At 55.4% G+C, this 16,855-nt stretch carries 16 protein-coding genes and 1 other RNA gene; 4 read left to right on the top strand and 13 right to left on the bottom strand.

What is annotated here, in order from left to right; genetic code table 11:
* Positions 1-83 precede the first annotated feature (83 nt).
* Genes ubiH through ygfB form a run of 3 tightly spaced genes read right to left on the bottom strand, consistent with a single transcriptional unit; the run spans position 84 to position 3,188 of the window.
* A complete protein-coding gene (ubiH, locus tag OGV50_RS00180; protein ID WP_049008276.1) occupies positions 84-1,262 on the bottom strand; it encodes a 2-octaprenyl-6-methoxyphenyl hydroxylase in 1,179 nt (392 codons plus the stop codon).
* A complete protein-coding gene (pepP, locus tag OGV50_RS00185; protein ID WP_049008277.1) occupies positions 1,259-2,584 on the bottom strand; it encodes a Xaa-Pro aminopeptidase in 1,326 nt (441 codons plus the stop codon). The genes ubiH and pepP overlap by 4 nt, the downstream gene beginning before the upstream one ends.
* Positions 2,585-2,609: 25 nt before the next feature.
* Complete coding sequence (gene ygfB, locus OGV50_RS00190) at positions 2,610-3,188, bottom strand: UPF0149 family protein YgfB (protein ID WP_123907426.1); 579 nt, start codon at positions 3,186-3,188, stop codon at positions 2,610-2,612.
* A 166-nt stretch (positions 3,189-3,354) separates the two neighbouring features.
* On the opposite strand from ygfB, the gene zapA reads away from it, so the two are divergent.
* The 3 genes from zapA (at position 3,355) to OGV50_RS00205 (ending at position 4,532) form a co-directional block, all read left to right on the top strand.
* Complete coding sequence (zapA, locus tag OGV50_RS00195) at positions 3,355-3,684, top strand: cell division protein ZapA (RefSeq protein ID WP_006686880.1); 330 nt, start codon at positions 3,355-3,357, stop codon at positions 3,682-3,684.
* Positions 3,685-3,725: 41 nt separating this feature from the next.
* A non-coding RNA gene (gene ssrS / locus OGV50_RS00200) (6S RNA) lies at positions 3,726-3,909 on the top strand.
* A 20-nt stretch (positions 3,910-3,929) separates the two neighbouring features.
* On the top strand, positions 3,930-4,532 hold the full coding sequence (locus OGV50_RS00205; RefSeq protein WP_200092700.1) for a 5-formyltetrahydrofolate cyclo-ligase: 603 nt from the start codon (positions 3,930-3,932) through the stop codon (positions 4,530-4,532).
* An 88-nt stretch (positions 4,533-4,620) separates the two neighbouring features.
* Here OGV50_RS00205 and serA read toward each other — a convergent pair whose 3' ends face one another.
* Together serA and rpiA are read right to left on the bottom strand one after the other, a co-directional pair.
* The gene (gene serA / locus OGV50_RS00210) at positions 4,621-5,853 is read right to left on the bottom strand and encodes a phosphoglycerate dehydrogenase (RefSeq protein WP_047461397.1); all 1,233 of its coding nucleotides are present in this window, start codon (positions 5,851-5,853) and stop codon (positions 4,621-4,623) included.
* A 268-nt stretch (positions 5,854-6,121) separates the two neighbouring features.
* The gene (rpiA, locus tag OGV50_RS00215; protein ID WP_024130929.1) at positions 6,122-6,781 is read right to left on the bottom strand and encodes a ribose-5-phosphate isomerase RpiA; all 660 of its coding nucleotides are present in this window, start codon (positions 6,779-6,781) and stop codon (positions 6,122-6,124) included.
* 158 nt (positions 6,782-6,939) lie between these two features.
* Between rpiA and argP the strand changes: the two genes are divergently transcribed.
* Entirely contained in the window at positions 6,940-7,833 is an 894-nt protein-coding gene (argP, locus tag OGV50_RS00220; protein WP_012135021.1) for a DNA-binding transcriptional regulator ArgP, read from the top strand.
* A 154-nt stretch (positions 7,834-7,987) separates the two neighbouring features.
* On the opposite strand, the gene OGV50_RS00225 is transcribed toward argP, so the two are convergent.
* The 8 genes from OGV50_RS00225 to OGV50_RS00260 all read right to left on the bottom strand — a co-directional run bounded on the left by OGV50_RS00225 (position 7,988) and on the right by OGV50_RS00260 (position 16,630).
* Entirely contained in the window at positions 7,988-8,716 is a 729-nt protein-coding gene (locus OGV50_RS00225; protein ID WP_012135022.1) for an oxidative stress defense protein, read from the bottom strand.
* A 93-nt stretch (positions 8,717-8,809) separates the two neighbouring features.
* Positions 8,810-9,445 carry an arginine exporter ArgO gene (argO, locus tag OGV50_RS00230; protein ID WP_058668062.1) on the bottom strand — a complete coding sequence of 212 codons (636 nt, stop codon included), beginning with the start codon at positions 9,443-9,445 and terminating at the stop codon, positions 8,810-8,812.
* A gap of 203 nt (positions 9,446-9,648) precedes the next feature.
* Entirely contained in the window at positions 9,649-10,506 is an 858-nt protein-coding gene (locus OGV50_RS00235) for a small-conductance mechanosensitive channel MscS (protein WP_012135025.1), read from the bottom strand.
* Positions 10,507-10,635: 129 nt separating this feature from the next.
* Positions 10,636-11,568, bottom strand: a complete 933-nt coding sequence (gene allS / locus OGV50_RS00240) for an HTH-type transcriptional activator AllS (RefSeq protein ID WP_199976966.1) — start codon at positions 11,566-11,568, stop codon at positions 10,636-10,638.
* Complete coding sequence (locus OGV50_RS00245; protein WP_200092699.1) at positions 11,486-12,358, bottom strand: oxamate carbamoyltransferase subunit AllH family protein; 873 nt, start codon at positions 12,356-12,358, stop codon at positions 11,486-11,488. The genes allS and OGV50_RS00245 overlap by 83 nt, the downstream gene beginning before the upstream one ends.
* A gap of 94 nt (positions 12,359-12,452) precedes the next feature.
* The gene (locus OGV50_RS00250) at positions 12,453-13,715 is read right to left on the bottom strand and encodes a YlbE family protein (RefSeq protein ID WP_200092698.1); all 1,263 of its coding nucleotides are present in this window, start codon (positions 13,713-13,715) and stop codon (positions 12,453-12,455) included.
* Positions 13,716-13,731: 16 nt separating this feature from the next.
* Entirely contained in the window at positions 13,732-15,393 is a 1,662-nt protein-coding gene (locus tag OGV50_RS00255; protein WP_200092696.1) for an acyl-CoA synthetase FdrA, read from the bottom strand.
* 13 nt (positions 15,394-15,406) lie between these two features.
* Positions 15,407-16,630, bottom strand: coding sequence for an MFS transporter (locus OGV50_RS00260; RefSeq protein WP_012135031.1), 1,224 nt, complete (start codon positions 16,628-16,630; stop codon positions 15,407-15,409).
* Between the last annotated feature and the right edge of the window lie 225 nt (positions 16,631-16,855).

Below are 16,855 nucleotides of genomic sequence, written 5' to 3' on the forward strand. Positions count from 1 at the left end.
TCCGGCATTACATTACTTCCACGGCATTGCCTGATGGCGCTGCGCTAATCAGGCCTACTTCTTTATTCCGACCTACCGGTGAATTATCGTGCGACCCAGCCCAACGTCCGTTTTGCCAACGTGTCGCGAAGGGGAGGCAATAACTCCATCGCCATTAAGCCGACGTTGCGCCCGGCAACCAGCGGCGCCCAGCGGTTAGCAAACAGATGCACCAGGCTATCCGTTATGCCAACCGTCGCCTCTCTGTCAGCCTGACGGCGCGACTGGTACTCAGAAAGCACGCCGTACTCGCCGACGTCCGCCCCAGACTCATGCGCCTGCACCAGCGTTTCGGCAAGGCTCATCACATCGCGCAGCCCCAGGTTAAACCCTTGCCCGGCGATAGGATGCAGCGTCTGCGCCGCATTGCCGACCAGCACGGTGCGATGGGTTATCGCTTTGGCCGCCGTGGTGAGCGCTAACGGATAAGCGCTGCGCTTACCCGCATGGGTGATTCGTCCCAGCCGCCAGCCAAACGCCGACTGTAGCTCATGGCAAAAACGTTCATCCGACCAGCGCATGATCTCATCGCGCTGTTCAAGCGGATGGCACCACACCAGCGAACAGCGACCTTCGGACATCGGCAACATCGCCAGCGGGCCGTGTTGGGTAAAGCGTTCAAACGCACGTCCGTCATGCGCGATAGCGGTCGCAACGTTGGCGATCACCGCCAGTTGTTCATAAGGCTGCTGCTGCCAGTCCACGCCGCAGGCGGTCGCCAGAGCGGAGTGCGTACCGTCGGCCGCCACCACGACATGACCAGAAATCACGTCACCGTTTTCCAGAGTGACATTCACCTTTTCTTGCGTTCGCGCCACGCTGGCAACGCGATCCGGGCAATGCAGCGTCACGCCCGGCGCTTTGCGCAACAGCGCAAACAGTCGCTGACCGACATCATGCAGCTCCACAACCTGCCCCAACGCAGCGATGCTGTAATCCTGCGCGTCCAGAGTGACAAAACCGGCATGGCCGCGATCGCTGACATGTACCGTGTTGATCGCCGTTGCGCAATCAGCAATCGCCTGCCAGACGCCAATCCGCGCCAGTTGCTGACAGGTGCCTGCCGCCAGCGCGATCGCCCGGGCGTCGAACCCGGGATGCGCGGCGGCTTCAGGCGCGCTCGCTTCAATCAGGTGCACGGCCAGTTTGCCGTGGCTAAGCTGAGAAAGGGCCAGCGCCAGCGTCGCGCCCACCATACCGCCGCCAACAATAATCACGCTCATAGCTGACGCGCCGCCGCCATTAAGGCTTCAATATCGTCCGCTTTTTTCACTACGCTGGCGGTCAGGTTTTCGTTGCCCGTTTCCGTAATGACAATGTCATCTTCAATACGGATGCCGATGCCGCGATACGCTTCCGGCACGTCGGCGTCCGGCGCAATGTACAGACCCGGTTCAACGGTGAGCACCATACCCGGCTCCAGCACGCGGGAGCGATCCTGCCCGTAAACGCCGACATCGTGTACGTCCAGCCCCAGCCAGTGGCTAAGACCATGCATAAAGAATGGACGATGGGCGTTTTCCGCGATCAACTGCTCCACGTCACCCTGCAAAATGCCCAGATTCACCAGCCCCGCGATCATGATGCGCACCACTTCTCCCGTGACCTCCTGGATAGACGTTCCCGGACGAAACAGGCGTAAGCTGGTTTCCAGCGACGCCAGCACGATATCGTAGATTTCGCGCTGGGCGGGCGTAAATTTGCCGTTCACCGGGAAAGTACGCGTAATGTCGCCAGCATAACCTTTGTATTCGCATCCGGCGTCGATCAACACCAGATCGCCGTCGCGCATTTCGCTTTCATTTTCGGTGTAGTGGAGGATGCAGCCGTTCTCACCGCTGCCGACAATGGTGTTATAGGACGGATAGCGCGCGCCGTGACGGTTAAATTCGTGGTGAATTTCACCTTCCAGTTGATATTCGAACATCCCCGGACGGCATTTTTTCATTGCGCGGGTATGCGCCAGCGCGCTGATCTCGCCCGCGCGACGCATGACGGCAATCTCTTCCGGCGATTTAAACAGGCGCATCTCGTGCACCATTGGCCGCCAGTCGGTCATCGTCGCCGGTGCAGTCAGGTTCTGTCGGGAACCTTTACGCAGTTTATCCAGCGCGGCGAAAACAATCTCGTCGGCATACGCATATTCGCCCTGCGCGTGGTAAACCACGTCAAGGCCATTGAGTAGCTGATAAAGCTGCTGGTTGATTTCGCTGAACGCCAGCGCGCGATCCACGCCCAGTTTTTCCGGCGCGGCGTCCTGCCCCAGGCGGCGACCAAACCAGATCTCCGCCGTCAGATCGCGAACGCGGTTAAACAAAACGCTGTGGTTATGAGTGTCATCACTTTTAATCAGCACCAGCACCGCTTCCGGCTCGTTAAAACCGGTGAAATACCAGAAATCACTGCTCTGGCGATACGGATATTCACTGTCCGCGCTGCGCGTGGCTTCCTGAGCTGCAAAAATCAACGCGGCGCTGCCCGGCTGCATTTGCGCCAGTAATGCCTGGCGGCGACGCTGATACTCCTGCTGAGATATATCGCTCATAACACTCTCCATTGCGTTTACGTTCTTAGTGCAGAGTCGGTTTCTGGACTTCCGGCGCCGTCGGCTGCTGACGCGTAAAGGTGTCGTGGCACAGCAGCGCCGCAACCCGCACATATTCGATGATCTCTTCGAGCGACATCTCCAGCTCTTCCTGATCTTCGTCTTCGTCATAACCGAGCTGGGCGATGTTGCGCAGATCGTCAATGGCTTCACCGGTTTCGCCGGTCACTTTATCCAGCTTAGGCTGCGTGACGCCAAGCCCCAGTAAAAAGTGATTAACCCAGCCGGCCAGCGCATCAGCGCGATCGAACACGCTCACGTCGTCGCCTTCAGGCAGAAAAAGCTGAAAAAGGAAGCCGTCGTCTTCCAGCGCGTCGCTGGTTGCCGCGTGCATTTTACGCAGCGCCTGCGCCAGTTCGTGACCAAAGGCCAGCCCCTCGTTCGTCAGGTCGTGCAACAGCGGCTGCCATGAGCTGTCGTTGTTGCCGCCGCAAATCATCCCACTGATCAAACCGTGCATTTCGGCCGGGGTTAACCCCGTCCCCTGTTGGTTCAAAAACTGGTTCATTTCGTTGTAACCAGGCATTTCGTTCTGTATAGACATAAGCATTCGTCATCAAAGGGAGGATATTCATGATATGCTACCACTTTGGACCCTGGTGAACCAGAAAAGGGCTTGTATCTTCACACCGGGGTAGCTATAGTGTCGCCCCTTCGCCGACCCAGGGTCTGGAGGCGAAGGCAGCGCAGTCAATCAGCAGGAAGGTGGCATGTCTGCACAACCCGTCGATATCCAAATTTTTGGCCGTTCACTCCGCGTGAATTGCCCGCCTGAACAAAGGGATGCGTTGAATCAGGCTGCGGACGATCTGAATCAGCGGTTGCAAGATCTAAAAGTTCGCACTAGAGTCACAAATACTGAGCAGCTGGTTTTCATTGCCGCATTGAACATCAGCTATGAATTAACTCAGGAAAAAGCGAAGACCCGCGACTACGCGGCGAGCATGGAACAACGAATTCGGATGCTTCAACAGACCATTGAACAGGCGTTGCTTGATCAGGGTCGCATAACCGAAAAAACGGGCCAAAACTTTGAATAACACTTTTCGGTTTACTATGGTAGAGTGACCGTGAAGACAAAATTTCTCTGAGATGTTTGCAAGCGGGCCAGTCCCCTGAGCCGATATTTCATACCACAAGAATGTGGCGCTCCATGGTTGGTGAGCATGCTCGGCTAGTCCGAGAAGCCTTAAAACCGTGACGACGCATTCACCTTGAACCAAGGGTTCAAGGGTTACAGCCTGCGGCGGCATCTCGGAGATTCCCCTTCTACCTGGCGACAGCCATGACGCAACTTCCTGAACTTCTTTTATCCCGACAAGAAATCCGCCAGATGATTCGGCAACGTCGCCGTACGCTGACGTCTCAACAGCAAACCGCGTTCGGTCAACAGGCCGCCACCAGAATGCTTGCTTATCCTCCCGTGGTTCTTGCCCACACCGTCGCGGTGTTTCTTTCATTCGATGGCGAGCTGGACACGCAATCCTTGATTGAGCAGCTCTGGCGCGCGGGAAAACGCGTGTATTTACCGGTTCTCCATCCGTTCAGCCCCGGCAATTTACTGTTTCTGCATTATCATCCGCAAAGCTCGCTGGTGATGAATCGTCTGAAAATTCAGGAACCGAAGCTGGACGTGCGTGACGTGCTGCCGCTCTCTCAGTTAGATGTGCTGGTTACACCGTTAGTCGCTTTCGACGAAGACGGCCAGCGTCTGGGAATGGGCGGCGGGTTCTACGACAGAACGTTGCAGAACTGGCGACAGCATAAGATCCAACCGGTGGGTTATGCGCACGATTGTCAGTTAGTGGAAAAGTTGCCTGTCGAAGAGTGGGATATCCCGCTGCCTGCGGTGGTGACGCCGTCAAAAGTGTGGGAGTGGCCGCAGTGAATTGCCTGATGGCGCTACGCTTACCCGGCCTACGAGCCGATCGCACAGGCCGGGTGAGGCATAGCCGCCACCCGGCACAGTATACAAATTAGTACAGCAGACGAGCGCGAATCGTACCCGGTAGTGCTTTCATCGCCAGCAGGGCTTTCTCCGCCACATCTTCATCCGCTTCGATATCAATCACCACGTAACCGACCTGGGCAGACGTTTGCAGATACTGCGCGGCGATGTTAACGCCCTGCTCGGCAAAAATCTGGTTAAGCGCGGTCAGCACGCCCGGACGATTTTCATGGATATGCATCAGACGACGACCGCCGTGCAGCGGCAGGGAGACTTCCGGGAAGTTCACCGCAGATAGCGTAGAGCCGTTATCAGAATACTTCGTCAGTTTGCCCGCCACTTCAAGGCCGATGTTCTCCTGCGCTTCCTGGGTAGAGCCGCCGATATGCGGCGTCAGAAGCACATTGTCGAATTCACATAGCGGAGAAGTAAACGGATCGCTGTTGGTCGCAGGTTCCGTCGGGAACACGTCGATAGCTGCGCCCGCCAGGTGTTTGCTCGCCAGCGCATCGCACAGCGCCGGGATGTCCACCACCGTACCGCGAGACGCGTTGATCAGCAGCGCGCCCGGTTTCATCAGTGCGATTTCCGTCGCGCCCATCATGTTTTTGGTGGAGGCGTTTTCCGGCACATGCAGGCTCACAACGTCGCTCATGTTCAGCAGATCGGAAAGATGCTGTACCTGGGTCGCGTTGCCCAGCGGCAGTTTGTTTTCAATATCGTAGAAGAAGACGTGCATGCCCAGCGATTCCGCCAGAATGCCCAACTGCGTGCCAATGTGGCCGTAACCAATGATCCCCAGCTTTTTGCCGCGCGCTTCAAACGAACCGGCCGCCAGTTTGTTCCACACGCCACGGTGCGCTTTCGCGTTCGCTTCCGGCACGCCACGAAGCAGTAGCAGCAGCTCGCCAATCACCAGCTCCGCAACAGAACGCGTGTTGGAGAACGGCGCGTTAAACACGGGGATTCCGCGTTTTGCCGCTGCGCTCAGATCAACTTGGTTGGTGCCGATGCAGAAACATCCAATCGCCACCAGTTTCTCTGCGGCGTCAATCACATCTTCGGTCAGATGGGTTCGGGATCGCAGGCCAATGAAATGGGCATCACGGATGGACTCTTTCAACTGCTCAGTATCCAGAGCGCCTTTGTGAAATTCGATGTTGGTATAACCTGCCGCGCGAAGGTTTTCGAGTGCCTTTTGGTGCACACCTTCAACCAGCAGAAATTTAATCTTGTCTTTCTCCAGTGATACCTTTGCCATTTCCCCGACCCTGTCTTTTTATCGAAACTGATGTGTTGTATGTGGATTTGTATCCGCCTTTCAACATATCAAAAAAAACTATTGCGGCAATATGAACGTTTGCGTCGCCACTCTGAAGAAATATCATTCAGCGTGAAATGGCAGAGGAAAATGCTGGGGATAAGATTTTCTTTGGAGAGATCGGCAGGGCAACATCCAAAACGTGACACAAGTCACCAAATTTGCCCTGCCAAATTTTTTTAACGCGGGATGAATCACCCTCGCCAGATCATTTTACGATAGTTTTTACGCCGTCTGCCGTACCAATCAGCGCCACATCCGCGCCACGGTTGGCGAACAGGCCGACGGTCACGACGCCCGGAATGGCGTTAATCGCGTTTTCCATCGCGATCGGATCAAGAATTTCCATGCCGTATACGTCGAGGATCACATTGCCGTTATCAGTGACTACGCCCTGACGGTACTCAGGACGACCGCCCAGCTTCACTAACTGGCGTGCGACAGCGCTGCGCGCCATCGGGATCACTTCCACCGGCAGCGGGAATTTACCCAGAATATCGACCTCTTTGGAGGCATCCGCGATGCAGATGAATTTCTTCGCCACCGAAGCAATGATTTTCTCACGCGTCAGCGCCGCGCCGCCGCCTTTAATCATCTGCATGTGGCCATTGATCTCATCCGCGCCATCAACATAGACGCCCAGGCTGTCCACTTCGTTCAGATCGAAAACGGTAATGCCGAGGCTCTTGAGTTTTTCAGTAGATGCATCCGAGCTGGACACCGCCCCTTCAATCTGACCTTTCATTGTGCCCAGCGCATCAATAAAGTGCGCGGCTGTTGAACCGGTACCTACGCCCACAATGGTGCCGGGCTGTACATACTGAAGTGCCGCCCATCCTACTGCTTTTTTCAGTTCATCCTGCGTCATGATCGTTTCGCCTGTGGTGTGAAAATTCAGGCGCATTATAGATCATTGTACGAAAAAATCCCTCCGGCCCCGCTCGCAAGCGGCGGATTTCGTCTGTACCTGAGTGAAATTTATGTCATAGTGCGGGATAAGAAAAATTTCAGGAGTACCTCAGAGCAATGAAACGTCCAGACTACAGAACACTACAAGCGCTGGATGCGGTGATTCGTGAACGGGGATTTGAACGCGCCGCACAGAAGTTGTGCATCACACAATCCGCTGTCTCACAACGCATAAAACAGCTTGAGAATATGTTTGGGCAACCGCTGCTGGTACGTACCGTTCCGCCGCGTCCTACCGAACAAGGACAAAAATTGCTGGCGCTGCTGCGTCAGGTAGAGCTACTGGAAGATGAGTGGCTTGGCGATGAGCAAACCGGCTCCACGCCGCTGCTGCTGTCGCTGGCGGTCAACGCCGACAGTCTGGCGACCTGGCTGCTTCCGGCGCTGGCGCCGGTTCTGGCCGACTCGCCTATTCGCCTCAATTTGCAGGTGGAAGATGAAACCCGCACCCAGGAACGTCTGCGTCGCGGCGAAGTGGTTGGCGCGGTGAGTATTCAGCACCAGGCGCTGCCAAGCTGCCTGGTAGACAAACTTGGCGCGCTCGACTATCTGTTCGTGGGATCAAAACCCTTCGCCGAGCGCTACTTCCCCAACGGCGTCACCCGTTCCGCGCTACTGAAAGCGCCCGCAGTGGCGTTTGACCATCTGGACGACATGCACCAGGCCTTTTTACAGCAGAACTTCGATTTACCGCCGGGCAGCGTGCCATGCCATATCGTTAACTCTTCCGAAGCCTTCGTACAGCTCGCGCGTCAGGGCACCACCTGCTGTATGATCCCGCATTTGCAGATCGAGAAAGAGCTGGAGAGCGGTGAGCTGATCGATTTAACGCCTGGCCTGTTCCAGCGTCGGATGCTCTACTGGCACCGTTTCGCGCCGGAAAGCCGTATGATGCGCAACGTGACTGACGCGCTGCTGGAGTATGGGCATAAGGTTTTAAGGCAGGATTAACGCGCCGTGCCTGATGGCGCTACGCTTATCAGGCCTACAGGTTATTTTGTAGGCCGGATAAGGCGTTTACGCCGCCATCCGGCAATTTGCCCGAGGCGCTGCGCTTGCCGGGCCTACAAACCATCGTAGGCCGGATAAGGCGTTTCAACAACGTTTACTGTGCTTTCGTCTCTGCTGCTGGTTCTAACTGGAACACCACATCGACCTGATCAGCAAACTGAATTGTCGGCTGCTCATAGGTTTCCTGGGCCGACACCGCAGGCGCCGCGTCCGCTTTCATCATTCGCACCACCGGGCTCGGCTGATAATTAGAAACGTGGTAACGCACGCTATAAACCGGCCCCAGCTTGCTGTTAAAGCCCGCTGCCAGTTGCTCAGCCTGGTGAACCGCGTCGTCAATCGCCGCTTTACGCGCTTTATCTTTATAGGCATCCGGTTGCGCAACGCCTAATGACACCGACCGGATCTCATTCAGACCCGCTTTCAGCGCGCCATCCAGCAGAGAGTTGAGTTTGTCCAGCTGGCGCAGCGTAACTTCAACGGTTCGCACCGCGCGGTAGCCTTTCAGCACACTTTTACCATTCTGGTAGTCATAGTCCGGCTGAGTGCGCAGGTTTGCAGAGCTGATGTCTTTCTTGGCAATCTGATTTTGTTCAAGAAAAGAAAGGTATTGCGCAACACGCTCATCGGCCTGTTTCTTGGCGGAAGCGGCATCCTTTGCCGACACGTTGACTTCAATCGCCAGGGTGGCGATGTCAGGCGTCGCATCCACGCTTGCCGTCCCGGAAGTCACGATGTGCGGTCCATTCGGCAACTCATTTGCCTGTACCGGGATTGCGCTAAATCCGACTAATGCCGCAAGGGCCATCACTTTGAACTTCACTGTCGCTCCTCCATGTTACGTTAATCGCCCTGAAACTCAGGGCGCATGCAGGCAAGCTTAGCGGGTATCTGCGCGTTGTCCATCAGACAACGCTTAGTTGAACAATGCGTGAACGTGTGCAACCCCTTCTTTTGCCAGTTGAAAAGCGATAAACCACATCACCAGCCCTACCAGAGTATTGATGATACGCTGGGCTTTGGCGGTACGCAGTCGCGGCGCCAGCCAGGCGGCCAGCAGCGCCAGACCGAAGAACCACAGGAAAGAAGCGCTGACGGTTCCCAAAGCGAACCAACGCTTCGGCTCCATATCCAGTTGACCGCCCAGGCTACCCAGTACCACGAAAGTGTCCAGATAAACGTGCGGATTCAGCCACGTCACCGCCAGCATCGTGGCGATGATTTTCCAGCGCCCCTGCTTCATCACCTCGGCGCTGGCCAGTTCCAGGTTGCTGCTCATTGCCGTTTTTAACGCGCCAAAGCCGTACCACAATAAAAACGCCACACCGCCCCAGGTCACTAACGCCATCAGCCAGGGAGACTGCATGAGCAATGCGCTGCCGCCAAAGATGCCTGCGCAGATAAGCACTAAATCGCTGATCGCGCAAAGCAGCGCAATCATGATGTGATACTGCCGACGAATCCCCTGATTCATCACAAACGCATTCTGCGGGCCAAGCGGCAGGATCATGGCCGCGCCAAGCGCAAGACCTTGAAAATAATAAGATATCACGATAATTATTCCGAACTGTTTCTCTTAAGCGCAGACTATAGCGCGAGAGAATCATTAGCGGAAATTGATAATTTTAATCGCAGATTAGGGGAATTAATAAAGGGGGAAGGAAATGCCGGATGGCGGCTAACGCCTTATCCGGCCTACAAAACAACCTGTAGGCCCGGTAAGCGACAGCGCCACCGGGCGAAACGGCAAACGGCTTATTCCGCGTTTTCTTTCACTCGTTTGAAATTCACGTCCATCTGCGGATACGGGAAGCTAATGCCTGCGGCATCAAACTCACGTTTAATGCGTTCCAGCACATCCCAATAAACATTTTGCAGATCGCCGCTTTTACTCCATGCACGCACCACGAAATTAATGGAGGAGGCGCCCAGCTCATTCAGGCGCACCGTCATTTCACGGTCTTTCAGAATACGCTCGTCGGACTGGATAATATCGGTCAGGATTTTTTTCACCTGGTCGATATCAGAGTCATACGCCACGCCAATGATAAATTCGTTACGACGCACCGGCTCACGGGAAAAGTTAATGATATTTCCGGCAATAATCTTGCCATTCGGGATCACCACAATTTTGCCGTCCACGGTACGCATGGTGGTCGAAAAAATTTGTACGTTCAGTACCGTACCCGCGACGCCGCCGAGATCGACATATTCTCCCGCGCGGAAAGGACGGAACATCACCAGCAGTACGCCTGCCGCGAGGTTAGACAAAGAGCCTTGTAAGGCCAGACCGACCGCTAAACCGGCGGCACCCAACACAGCGATAACGGAAGCCGTTTGTACGCCAACGCGCCCCAGCGCGGCAATCAGCGTGAAGGCAATAATGCCGTAACGCACCAGCGCAGACAGGAAGTCAGCCACGGTCGCATCAATATGGCGCGCCAGCATCAGGCGATTAACGGTATTGGAAACAATACGCGCCACGATCATCCCGATGATGATGATAGCGATAGCCGCAACGATGTTAACCGCATAACTCAGCAGCAGCTCCTGGTTGCGCACCAGCCAGGTGCCCGCACCATTTATGCTGTCGACAACATTCAAATCTTCCATTCAATATTCCTTGGTCATATCAAAAAAACGCAAATGAGATCATTCTCACGAAAACGACCTTTTAAAGGTAAACAAAAACAGTCGAATATGCCATTTTTCAACATGATCCCATCAAGGAAACGCGCAGCGTTAATACTCCGCAGGTCGATCGACCATTCTGATAAATCCGCTCACTAATGCACTCTTCTGCTTAAATACGTCGGCGATTTCACTCACCACTTTTCCGCTGCCCGCATTCTTCCAGGCGATAGAAAGCGGCGAAGGCTGGCGTGGATTGACCACTGAGCGGGCAACCAGCGCCCCGGACTCGACATACGGACGGCACAATCGCTCCGGTAAAAAACCGACGCCGAGGCCGCTTAAATGGCAGGCCAGCTTGGTGCTGAGATCTGGAACCTTGATCTCTTTTTGTCCGCTCAGCAACCAGGCAACACGGCGCGTCAGCGTTCGCGAAGTATCTTCAATATTAATGGCGGGGTAACGGCGCAGCATATCGTCAGACAATACCGGTGCAGGATGGATCGCCAAAGGATGACTCTGCGCCACCACAAACTGCCAGCTGATATCCCCCAGCGGCAGCAGAGAGATGTTATTGGAGAGCGACTCCGAGCCCGTTACGCCAATCGCTAACTGGAAGTCGTCATACAAAAGCGAATCCCACACGCCCATGTAGACCTGACGGGAAATTTGAAAACGGGTAAACGGAAACTGTTGATGTAACCACGTCAGTAAGTCCGCCGTGGTCTGCGGCTGATACAGCAGGTTATTGATAACAATATTTACCTGCCGCTCAACGCCTGCGTTGATCTGCTGAAGCTCGTCCGGCATTGCATCCAGCCAGTTAAGCCACTGGCGGCAATGCTCAAGCAGGTGCTGCCCGGCAAGGGTCAGGCTGACCGATCGGGTCGTGCGTAAAAAGAGCTGCGTTCCCACCTGCTCCTCCAGCGTTTTTATGCGATAGCTGATCGCCGCTGGCGTTTTATGTAGCGAGCTGGCCGCGCGGGAAAAGCTCTCCGTCTCCGCAACCCGAATAAATGTGCGTATTGTTTCCTGATCGAGCATGCCTTCCCCTTGAGTCGACCATCTGTAACCACCGTTGCGCTATTGCTATCCCCAGTAATGTATCGGCGCCTGAAGTGTGTCCAACCGCGAGCAAACGCTGAATCGCGGACTGCGGGTCGCGCCCTGACTGTAAACGGCGCATCACCTTCAGCACCGGTATTGAAAACTCACCCATTCTGGCGCTGTTCAGATAGCTGCAACTTACCGACGTTGTAAGTTGCGCAAGCTGATCCGCCGGAGGTAAGAAATGCCCCAGCCGCGCAGAAAACCCGGCGGCATGCAGCACGGCAAGCATACCCGTCAGCATATCATCGCCGCTGGGCGTCAGCCCTGGCCCGCACCCGATAAGCCAGCGCCAGTCCGGCATCATGCCATGATGCCAGCATGCAAGCTGCTTAATTATTTCAGGATAGTGCGGCAGAGCCGTCAGCGGTTGATTTAGCGCCCCGGAGAAGCCGCTGCGTTGCGTACAGAATGAGAGATCGACAGGAGCGACAGCAGCAGAACTCAGCGACACACGAAGTATGCGACGAGGGTCAAGCATTGTGCCCTGCCCCCACAGGGTGTTCCCCAGTTTGATGAGTCGTTCAACATGGGCCACGCGGGAAAACTGCACGGTGCTCAGTAACACGCCCGTCGGCCCCATTCCTTTCCCATAGCGAAACAGCGTCAACAGCTCGCCACCGGAATGGCAAAAGTTAATCGCCTGCGAGAAGCGGCTGTGTAACGACCACTCACCATCGGGAAGTCGATAAAGTCCGGCACAGGCCAGGGGATTGATAATGCTCATCGGTACACTCCAGTATGCCGGATGGCGGCGTAAACGCCTTTACAGCATTGCCAGACCGTAAGCCCGGTAAGCGTAGCGCCACCGGGCAAAGCGATTACGCCGTGATGTGATGCAACTCCGCCAGCGCTTCCAGCGCTTTTTCAAAGCAAAGCAGCGGAGCGCGTACGGTTCCCGCCCCCACCTGCCCAATTCCCGCTTCACGATGGGCAATACCGGTATTAATCAGCGGCGTGATCCCCGTTTCAACAACGCGGCGAATATCCAGCCCCAGGCAGGCACCCCTAAAATCCCAGGACGGAATCTGGAACAGCGGATTGCTGGACAGATAGATTTCGGCCATCTCTTCCGACGTTTCCAGCGCCGCCCCCATACCGCCTGCGCCGACAAAACGCGTTACGCCAGGCGCGGCAATCATTGCCGCGCCGCCGATCCCCAGCGTTTCCGTGATGGCGCTGTCGCCAATATCCGGGTTCGCATCGGCCTGACTGTAACCGGTAAAAAACAGCCCCTGCGGCGTGTTCACCGGCGCGGTAAACCAACGGTCGCCGGTGCCGCTTACGCGAATACCAAAGTCGCGACCGTTACGCGTCATGGCCGTAACGACCGATCCGGCTTTAATTTCCGCCGCCGCATCCATCACCGCTTTACTGTAGGCCATCGCCAGGTTGAGGAAGAACTGGTCGGTGACACTGAGGAATTGCAGCACGTCAATGATTTCAGCCTTCGGACGATCCAGTCCGGCGATCACCGGCGACAACGTGCGCAGCAGCAAAGAAGAGGCGGCAATATTACGCTGGTGGAACTCATCCCCCATAGTGATCGCCTGCGCCATCAGCGCCGTCAGATCGACGCCGTTTTCCATCCGCGAGAGCGCTTCCTGCAACACCGGTGCCAGCACATCACGCATCCAGCGCAGGCGTTTCTGGACGTCATCGCCGTAAGCGCCGAAACGCATCACTTTGCCGATCCCTTCATTAAGGTTGCAGCAGGACAAGTTGCCATGCACCACGTCACGCACCACCAGCACCGGCATACTGGCGGAGGTGATACCGCCCATCGGCCCCACCGCGCCCACATGATGACAAGGAATAAACGCCACCTCACCTTGTTCCAGCATGCGTACGGCCTCTTCCTCGCTGGCCGCCCAGCCTTCAAACAGCGACGCGCCGATACAGGCGCCGCGCATCGGGCCGGTCATCTCTTCCCAGGCGATCGGCGGGCCGGCGTGCAGTAATTTACGTCCAGACGCTAATTCGTCCACCGCGTCTTTCGCCGGGCGTACCGCAACCCAATATGGGCGCGCGGTTTTGATTCGTTCAATAATGGCTTCGTTGGCCTGTGCAATAGATGAATACATATCCGTACCTCTGAACTTAATGTAACTGTTTGAGTAGACTGGCGAGACGGGCGTTGCCACCGGCAACGGGCGCCCACTGATAATGCACAACCGGCGTACCGCTGCTTTGCAGATCCAGCGCGAAGCTGCGCAACCCGGCGTTGATGACCTGCACGCCATCAAGAAGCGCGCTATGTGCTTGCGGTATGCCGCACTCCTGATGGCATGTAAGACTGATGGCGAGCAGGACGGCTTCTTCCAGCGTTTCCACCACCGCAATCCCGGCCTCGCGAAGTTTTTCCGCCTGCCCGCTGCGCCCCTGCGGGTCGGCATCAGTACCGGTCAGGGTGGCAATCACCACCAGCGGCGCGGCGCGTTTGGCGCGCACTTGCTCTATCGCCTCGACGACCGCTCCCGCCGGGTCGGCACAAGCGCCATAGCCCAGCACCACATCCAGCAGCAGCACGCCCACTGCCGGCATTGCGGTCAGTTTTTCAATTTCAATACTGCGGGTAGTTGGATCAATCATCGGATGAGGTCTGCCCAGGGTGTAACTGTCATCACCAAGGTCGACAATGCGATGGCCGCCAGCCTCCAGCATCACGCCCTGGTCGTGGCTTTCGCTGACGGGGACGCCCAGCCCGGCGGAGAGCAGCATGGCGGCTTCGGCTGCCAGCGTGCCCCCGGCGTACAGGCCATAAATACCTTTCCCTGCCACTTCCGGCTGAATCCGTCGCTGTTGCGCCACGCACATCAGCAGCACCGCCAACTGGGCGGCATCTGACAAGGAGTTCGCCAGCCAGACGTTACCTTCACGGCGCTGTTCCGGTTGACGCCCGAGGAACAACGCAACCACCGGTTTCCCCACGTTTTGCATGGCCGCAATGATGCGGGTTCGCACCTGCGGCGACGGCGGTTTGGAGACAAAAGCAATCACCCGCGTGGCGTCATCCGCAGCCAGCATGTCGAGCGCGGTTAGTGCGCTGATGCCGCCCACTTCCGCGCTCAGGTCGCGCCCGCCCAGACCTATCGCATGGCTGATTCCCTGCTGATGCAGCGCAATCTGCGACGTCACTTCCTGAATCCCCGTCCCCGATGCGCCAATTACGCCAATCCCGCCTTCAGGCAGTACGTTGGCAAACGCCAGCGGACTTCCGGCAATCATCGCCGTGCCGCAGTCAGGCCCCATCACAATCAGCCCCCGCTCGCGCGCCATTGTTTTCAGCTCGACTTCCTGTTCCAGCGGCACGTTATCGGAAAACAGCATCACGTTTTTATTCGCCAACAGCCCCTCTCTGGCAACCGATGCGGCATATTCCCCGGCAACGGAAACTAACAGCAGATTGGCCTGGGGTAATTTTTGACATGTGCTCTCCCAGCGGCGCGCTTTAATCAACTGGTGCGAGCTGCCCGAGGCATTCGTCATCGCATTCAGTTCTTTCTCCAGTTGCTCACGAATCAAATCCAGGATGCCGGGCTGTTCGCCTTCGGTTCGCACCGCCACGCAAATATCGTTTGGCGTGGCATCGGCAAAATCGTCATGCCAGAACCCGGTTGAATCCAGCATTGACTTATTCGCGGGCGTGCCCATCATCACCGAGACCTGATCAACTTCCGGGCGTTCACTGAGTTTTCGGGAAATAATCATCAGGCTGACGGAGTCCTGAAAACTTCCCTTTTTAATAAAGGCGTAAATCATTACCGCTACCTCTTTATGTGCGTTTTTCTTTTAAAAACAACATGGCGAATAAACCGACAGCCAGCAGCGCGGCTGAAACATAGAAACTGGAAGCCAGACTTCCGGTGATATCACGCGCCGCGCCTGCAATAATGGGTGCCAGAATGGATGAACTCATGCCGATGAAATTAAATAAGCCAAATGCCGTGCTGTAATTATTTTCATCGACGCTATCCGCCACCAGAGCGACCAGCACCGGGTCCAGCGCCAGTTTTCCGACAAGGCCATAAACGCACAGAGCGATAATGACGCCGGTCATATTTGGCATCCAGATAATTGACAGCATGCTGAGAATGGCAACGGGCACCAGGAACATAATTAATGGTTTACGCTTACCCAGTTTGTCAGACAGGCTGGAGAATAACAGTGCGCCAGGAATTGAAATCCACGCCACCAGCGAAGAAATAAATCCGGTTTCACTGCCCGCGATGCCACGTTCACTTTGCAGATAATAGGGAAGCCAGGTCAGAATAACGAAGAAACCAAACAGGCTACAGAACACCATAATATAGGTGATAATTAAATTACGGTTTTTCAGAAGGTCGCTGAAATTCCCTTTTTTTACCGGTTTGCCATCGGCTTCAGCCGTGCGCTTCTTCTCTTTCACAAACAACCAGATCGCAATCCCAACCAGCACGGAGGGGATCGCCATCGCGTAAAATGGCATACGCCACGAATACCCCTGGTCGTACACCAGCCAACTGGAGGTCATCAGGCCCAGCGCAATACCGAAGGCCATCCCGCTATTGATGATTGCGCTGCCCAGCGAGCGGTATTTTTTGGGGATTTGCTCGGAAGACAAGCCATACTGCGGGCCATAGTAAGTCCCTTCTCCCGCTCCCGTTACCACGCGGGCAAACAGCAGCGTATACCAGCTTTTCGCCCAACCGGTGACGGCGGTGAATACGCCAAAAAGAATAAACCCCGGCACCAGCACTTTCTTTTTGCCAATCTTATCGCCCAGAATTCCTGCCGGAACCTGAAGCAAAGCATAAGAAAAATAGAAAACTGAATTAAGAATACCTAATTGCGTACCACTTAAGCCAAATTCTTTTTCCAGTTCTCCCATTACCGGATTGAGTATCGTGCGGTCAGCGTACATAAAAATCCACCCTAACCAGAACAGGAAAACGGTGACCCACCAGGCCGGTATTCCTCTTTTATTCGTGACCTCAGTCACTTCATATGATCCAGACATAAGCAATCTCCCGGTAATATTTACCGCTGAACACCTCATGCTATCTGACATGATACGTGAGGTTTGATGTTTTAACTGAGGCTACCTTATCGGGGGAAAAATCCATTTCATTTGAACAAAATCACACAAAATCCATTGTTATAAATTCCTGGGAACTGACCGCTGCATTATTAAAAAAAGTCTAATAATCATTTTTAAAACAATTTAAATAAAAGAGATAAAAAC

Source organism: Citrobacter sp. CK180 (assembly GCF_030333655.1).
In the GTDB taxonomy this organism is placed as follows: Bacteria; Pseudomonadota; Gammaproteobacteria; order Enterobacterales; family Enterobacteriaceae; genus Citrobacter_B; species Citrobacter_B koseri.

Coding starts and splice junctions, on each gene's coding strand:
- ubiH (WP_049008276.1), bottom strand. CDS start 1,262: ATGAGCGTGATTATTGTTGGCGGCGGTATGGTGGGCGCGACGCTGGCG.
- pepP (WP_049008277.1), bottom strand. CDS start 2,584: ATGAGCGATATATCTCAGCAGGAGTATCAGCGTCGCCGCCAGGCATTA.
- ygfB (WP_123907426.1), bottom strand. CDS start 3,188: ATGTCTATACAGAACGAAATGCCTGGTTACAACGAAATGAACCAGTTT.
- zapA (WP_006686880.1), top strand. CDS start 3,355: ATGTCTGCACAACCCGTCGATATCCAAATTTTTGGCCGTTCACTCCGC.
- OGV50_RS00205 (WP_200092700.1), top strand. CDS start 3,930: ATGACGCAACTTCCTGAACTTCTTTTATCCCGACAAGAAATCCGCCAG.
- serA (WP_047461397.1), bottom strand. CDS start 5,853: ATGGCAAAGGTATCACTGGAGAAAGACAAGATTAAATTTCTGCTGGTT.
- rpiA (WP_024130929.1), bottom strand. CDS start 6,781: ATGACGCAGGATGAACTGAAAAAAGCAGTAGGATGGGCGGCACTTCAG.
- argP (WP_012135021.1), top strand. CDS start 6,940: ATGAAACGTCCAGACTACAGAACACTACAAGCGCTGGATGCGGTGATT.
- OGV50_RS00235 (WP_012135025.1), bottom strand. CDS start 10,506: ATGGAAGATTTGAATGTTGTCGACAGCATAAATGGTGCGGGCACCTGG.
- allS (WP_199976966.1), bottom strand. CDS start 11,568: ATGCTCGATCAGGAAACAATACGCACATTTATTCGGGTTGCGGAGACG.
- OGV50_RS00245 (WP_200092699.1), bottom strand. CDS start 12,358: ATGAGCATTATCAATCCCCTGGCCTGTGCCGGACTTTATCGACTTCCC.
- OGV50_RS00250 (WP_200092698.1), bottom strand. CDS start 13,715: ATGTATTCATCTATTGCACAGGCCAACGAAGCCATTATTGAACGAATC.
- OGV50_RS00255 (WP_200092696.1), bottom strand. CDS start 15,393: ATGATTTACGCCTTTATTAAAAAGGGAAGTTTTCAGGACTCCGTCAGC.
- OGV50_RS00260 (WP_012135031.1), bottom strand. CDS start 16,630: ATGTCTGGATCATATGAAGTGACTGAGGTCACGAATAAAAGAGGAATA.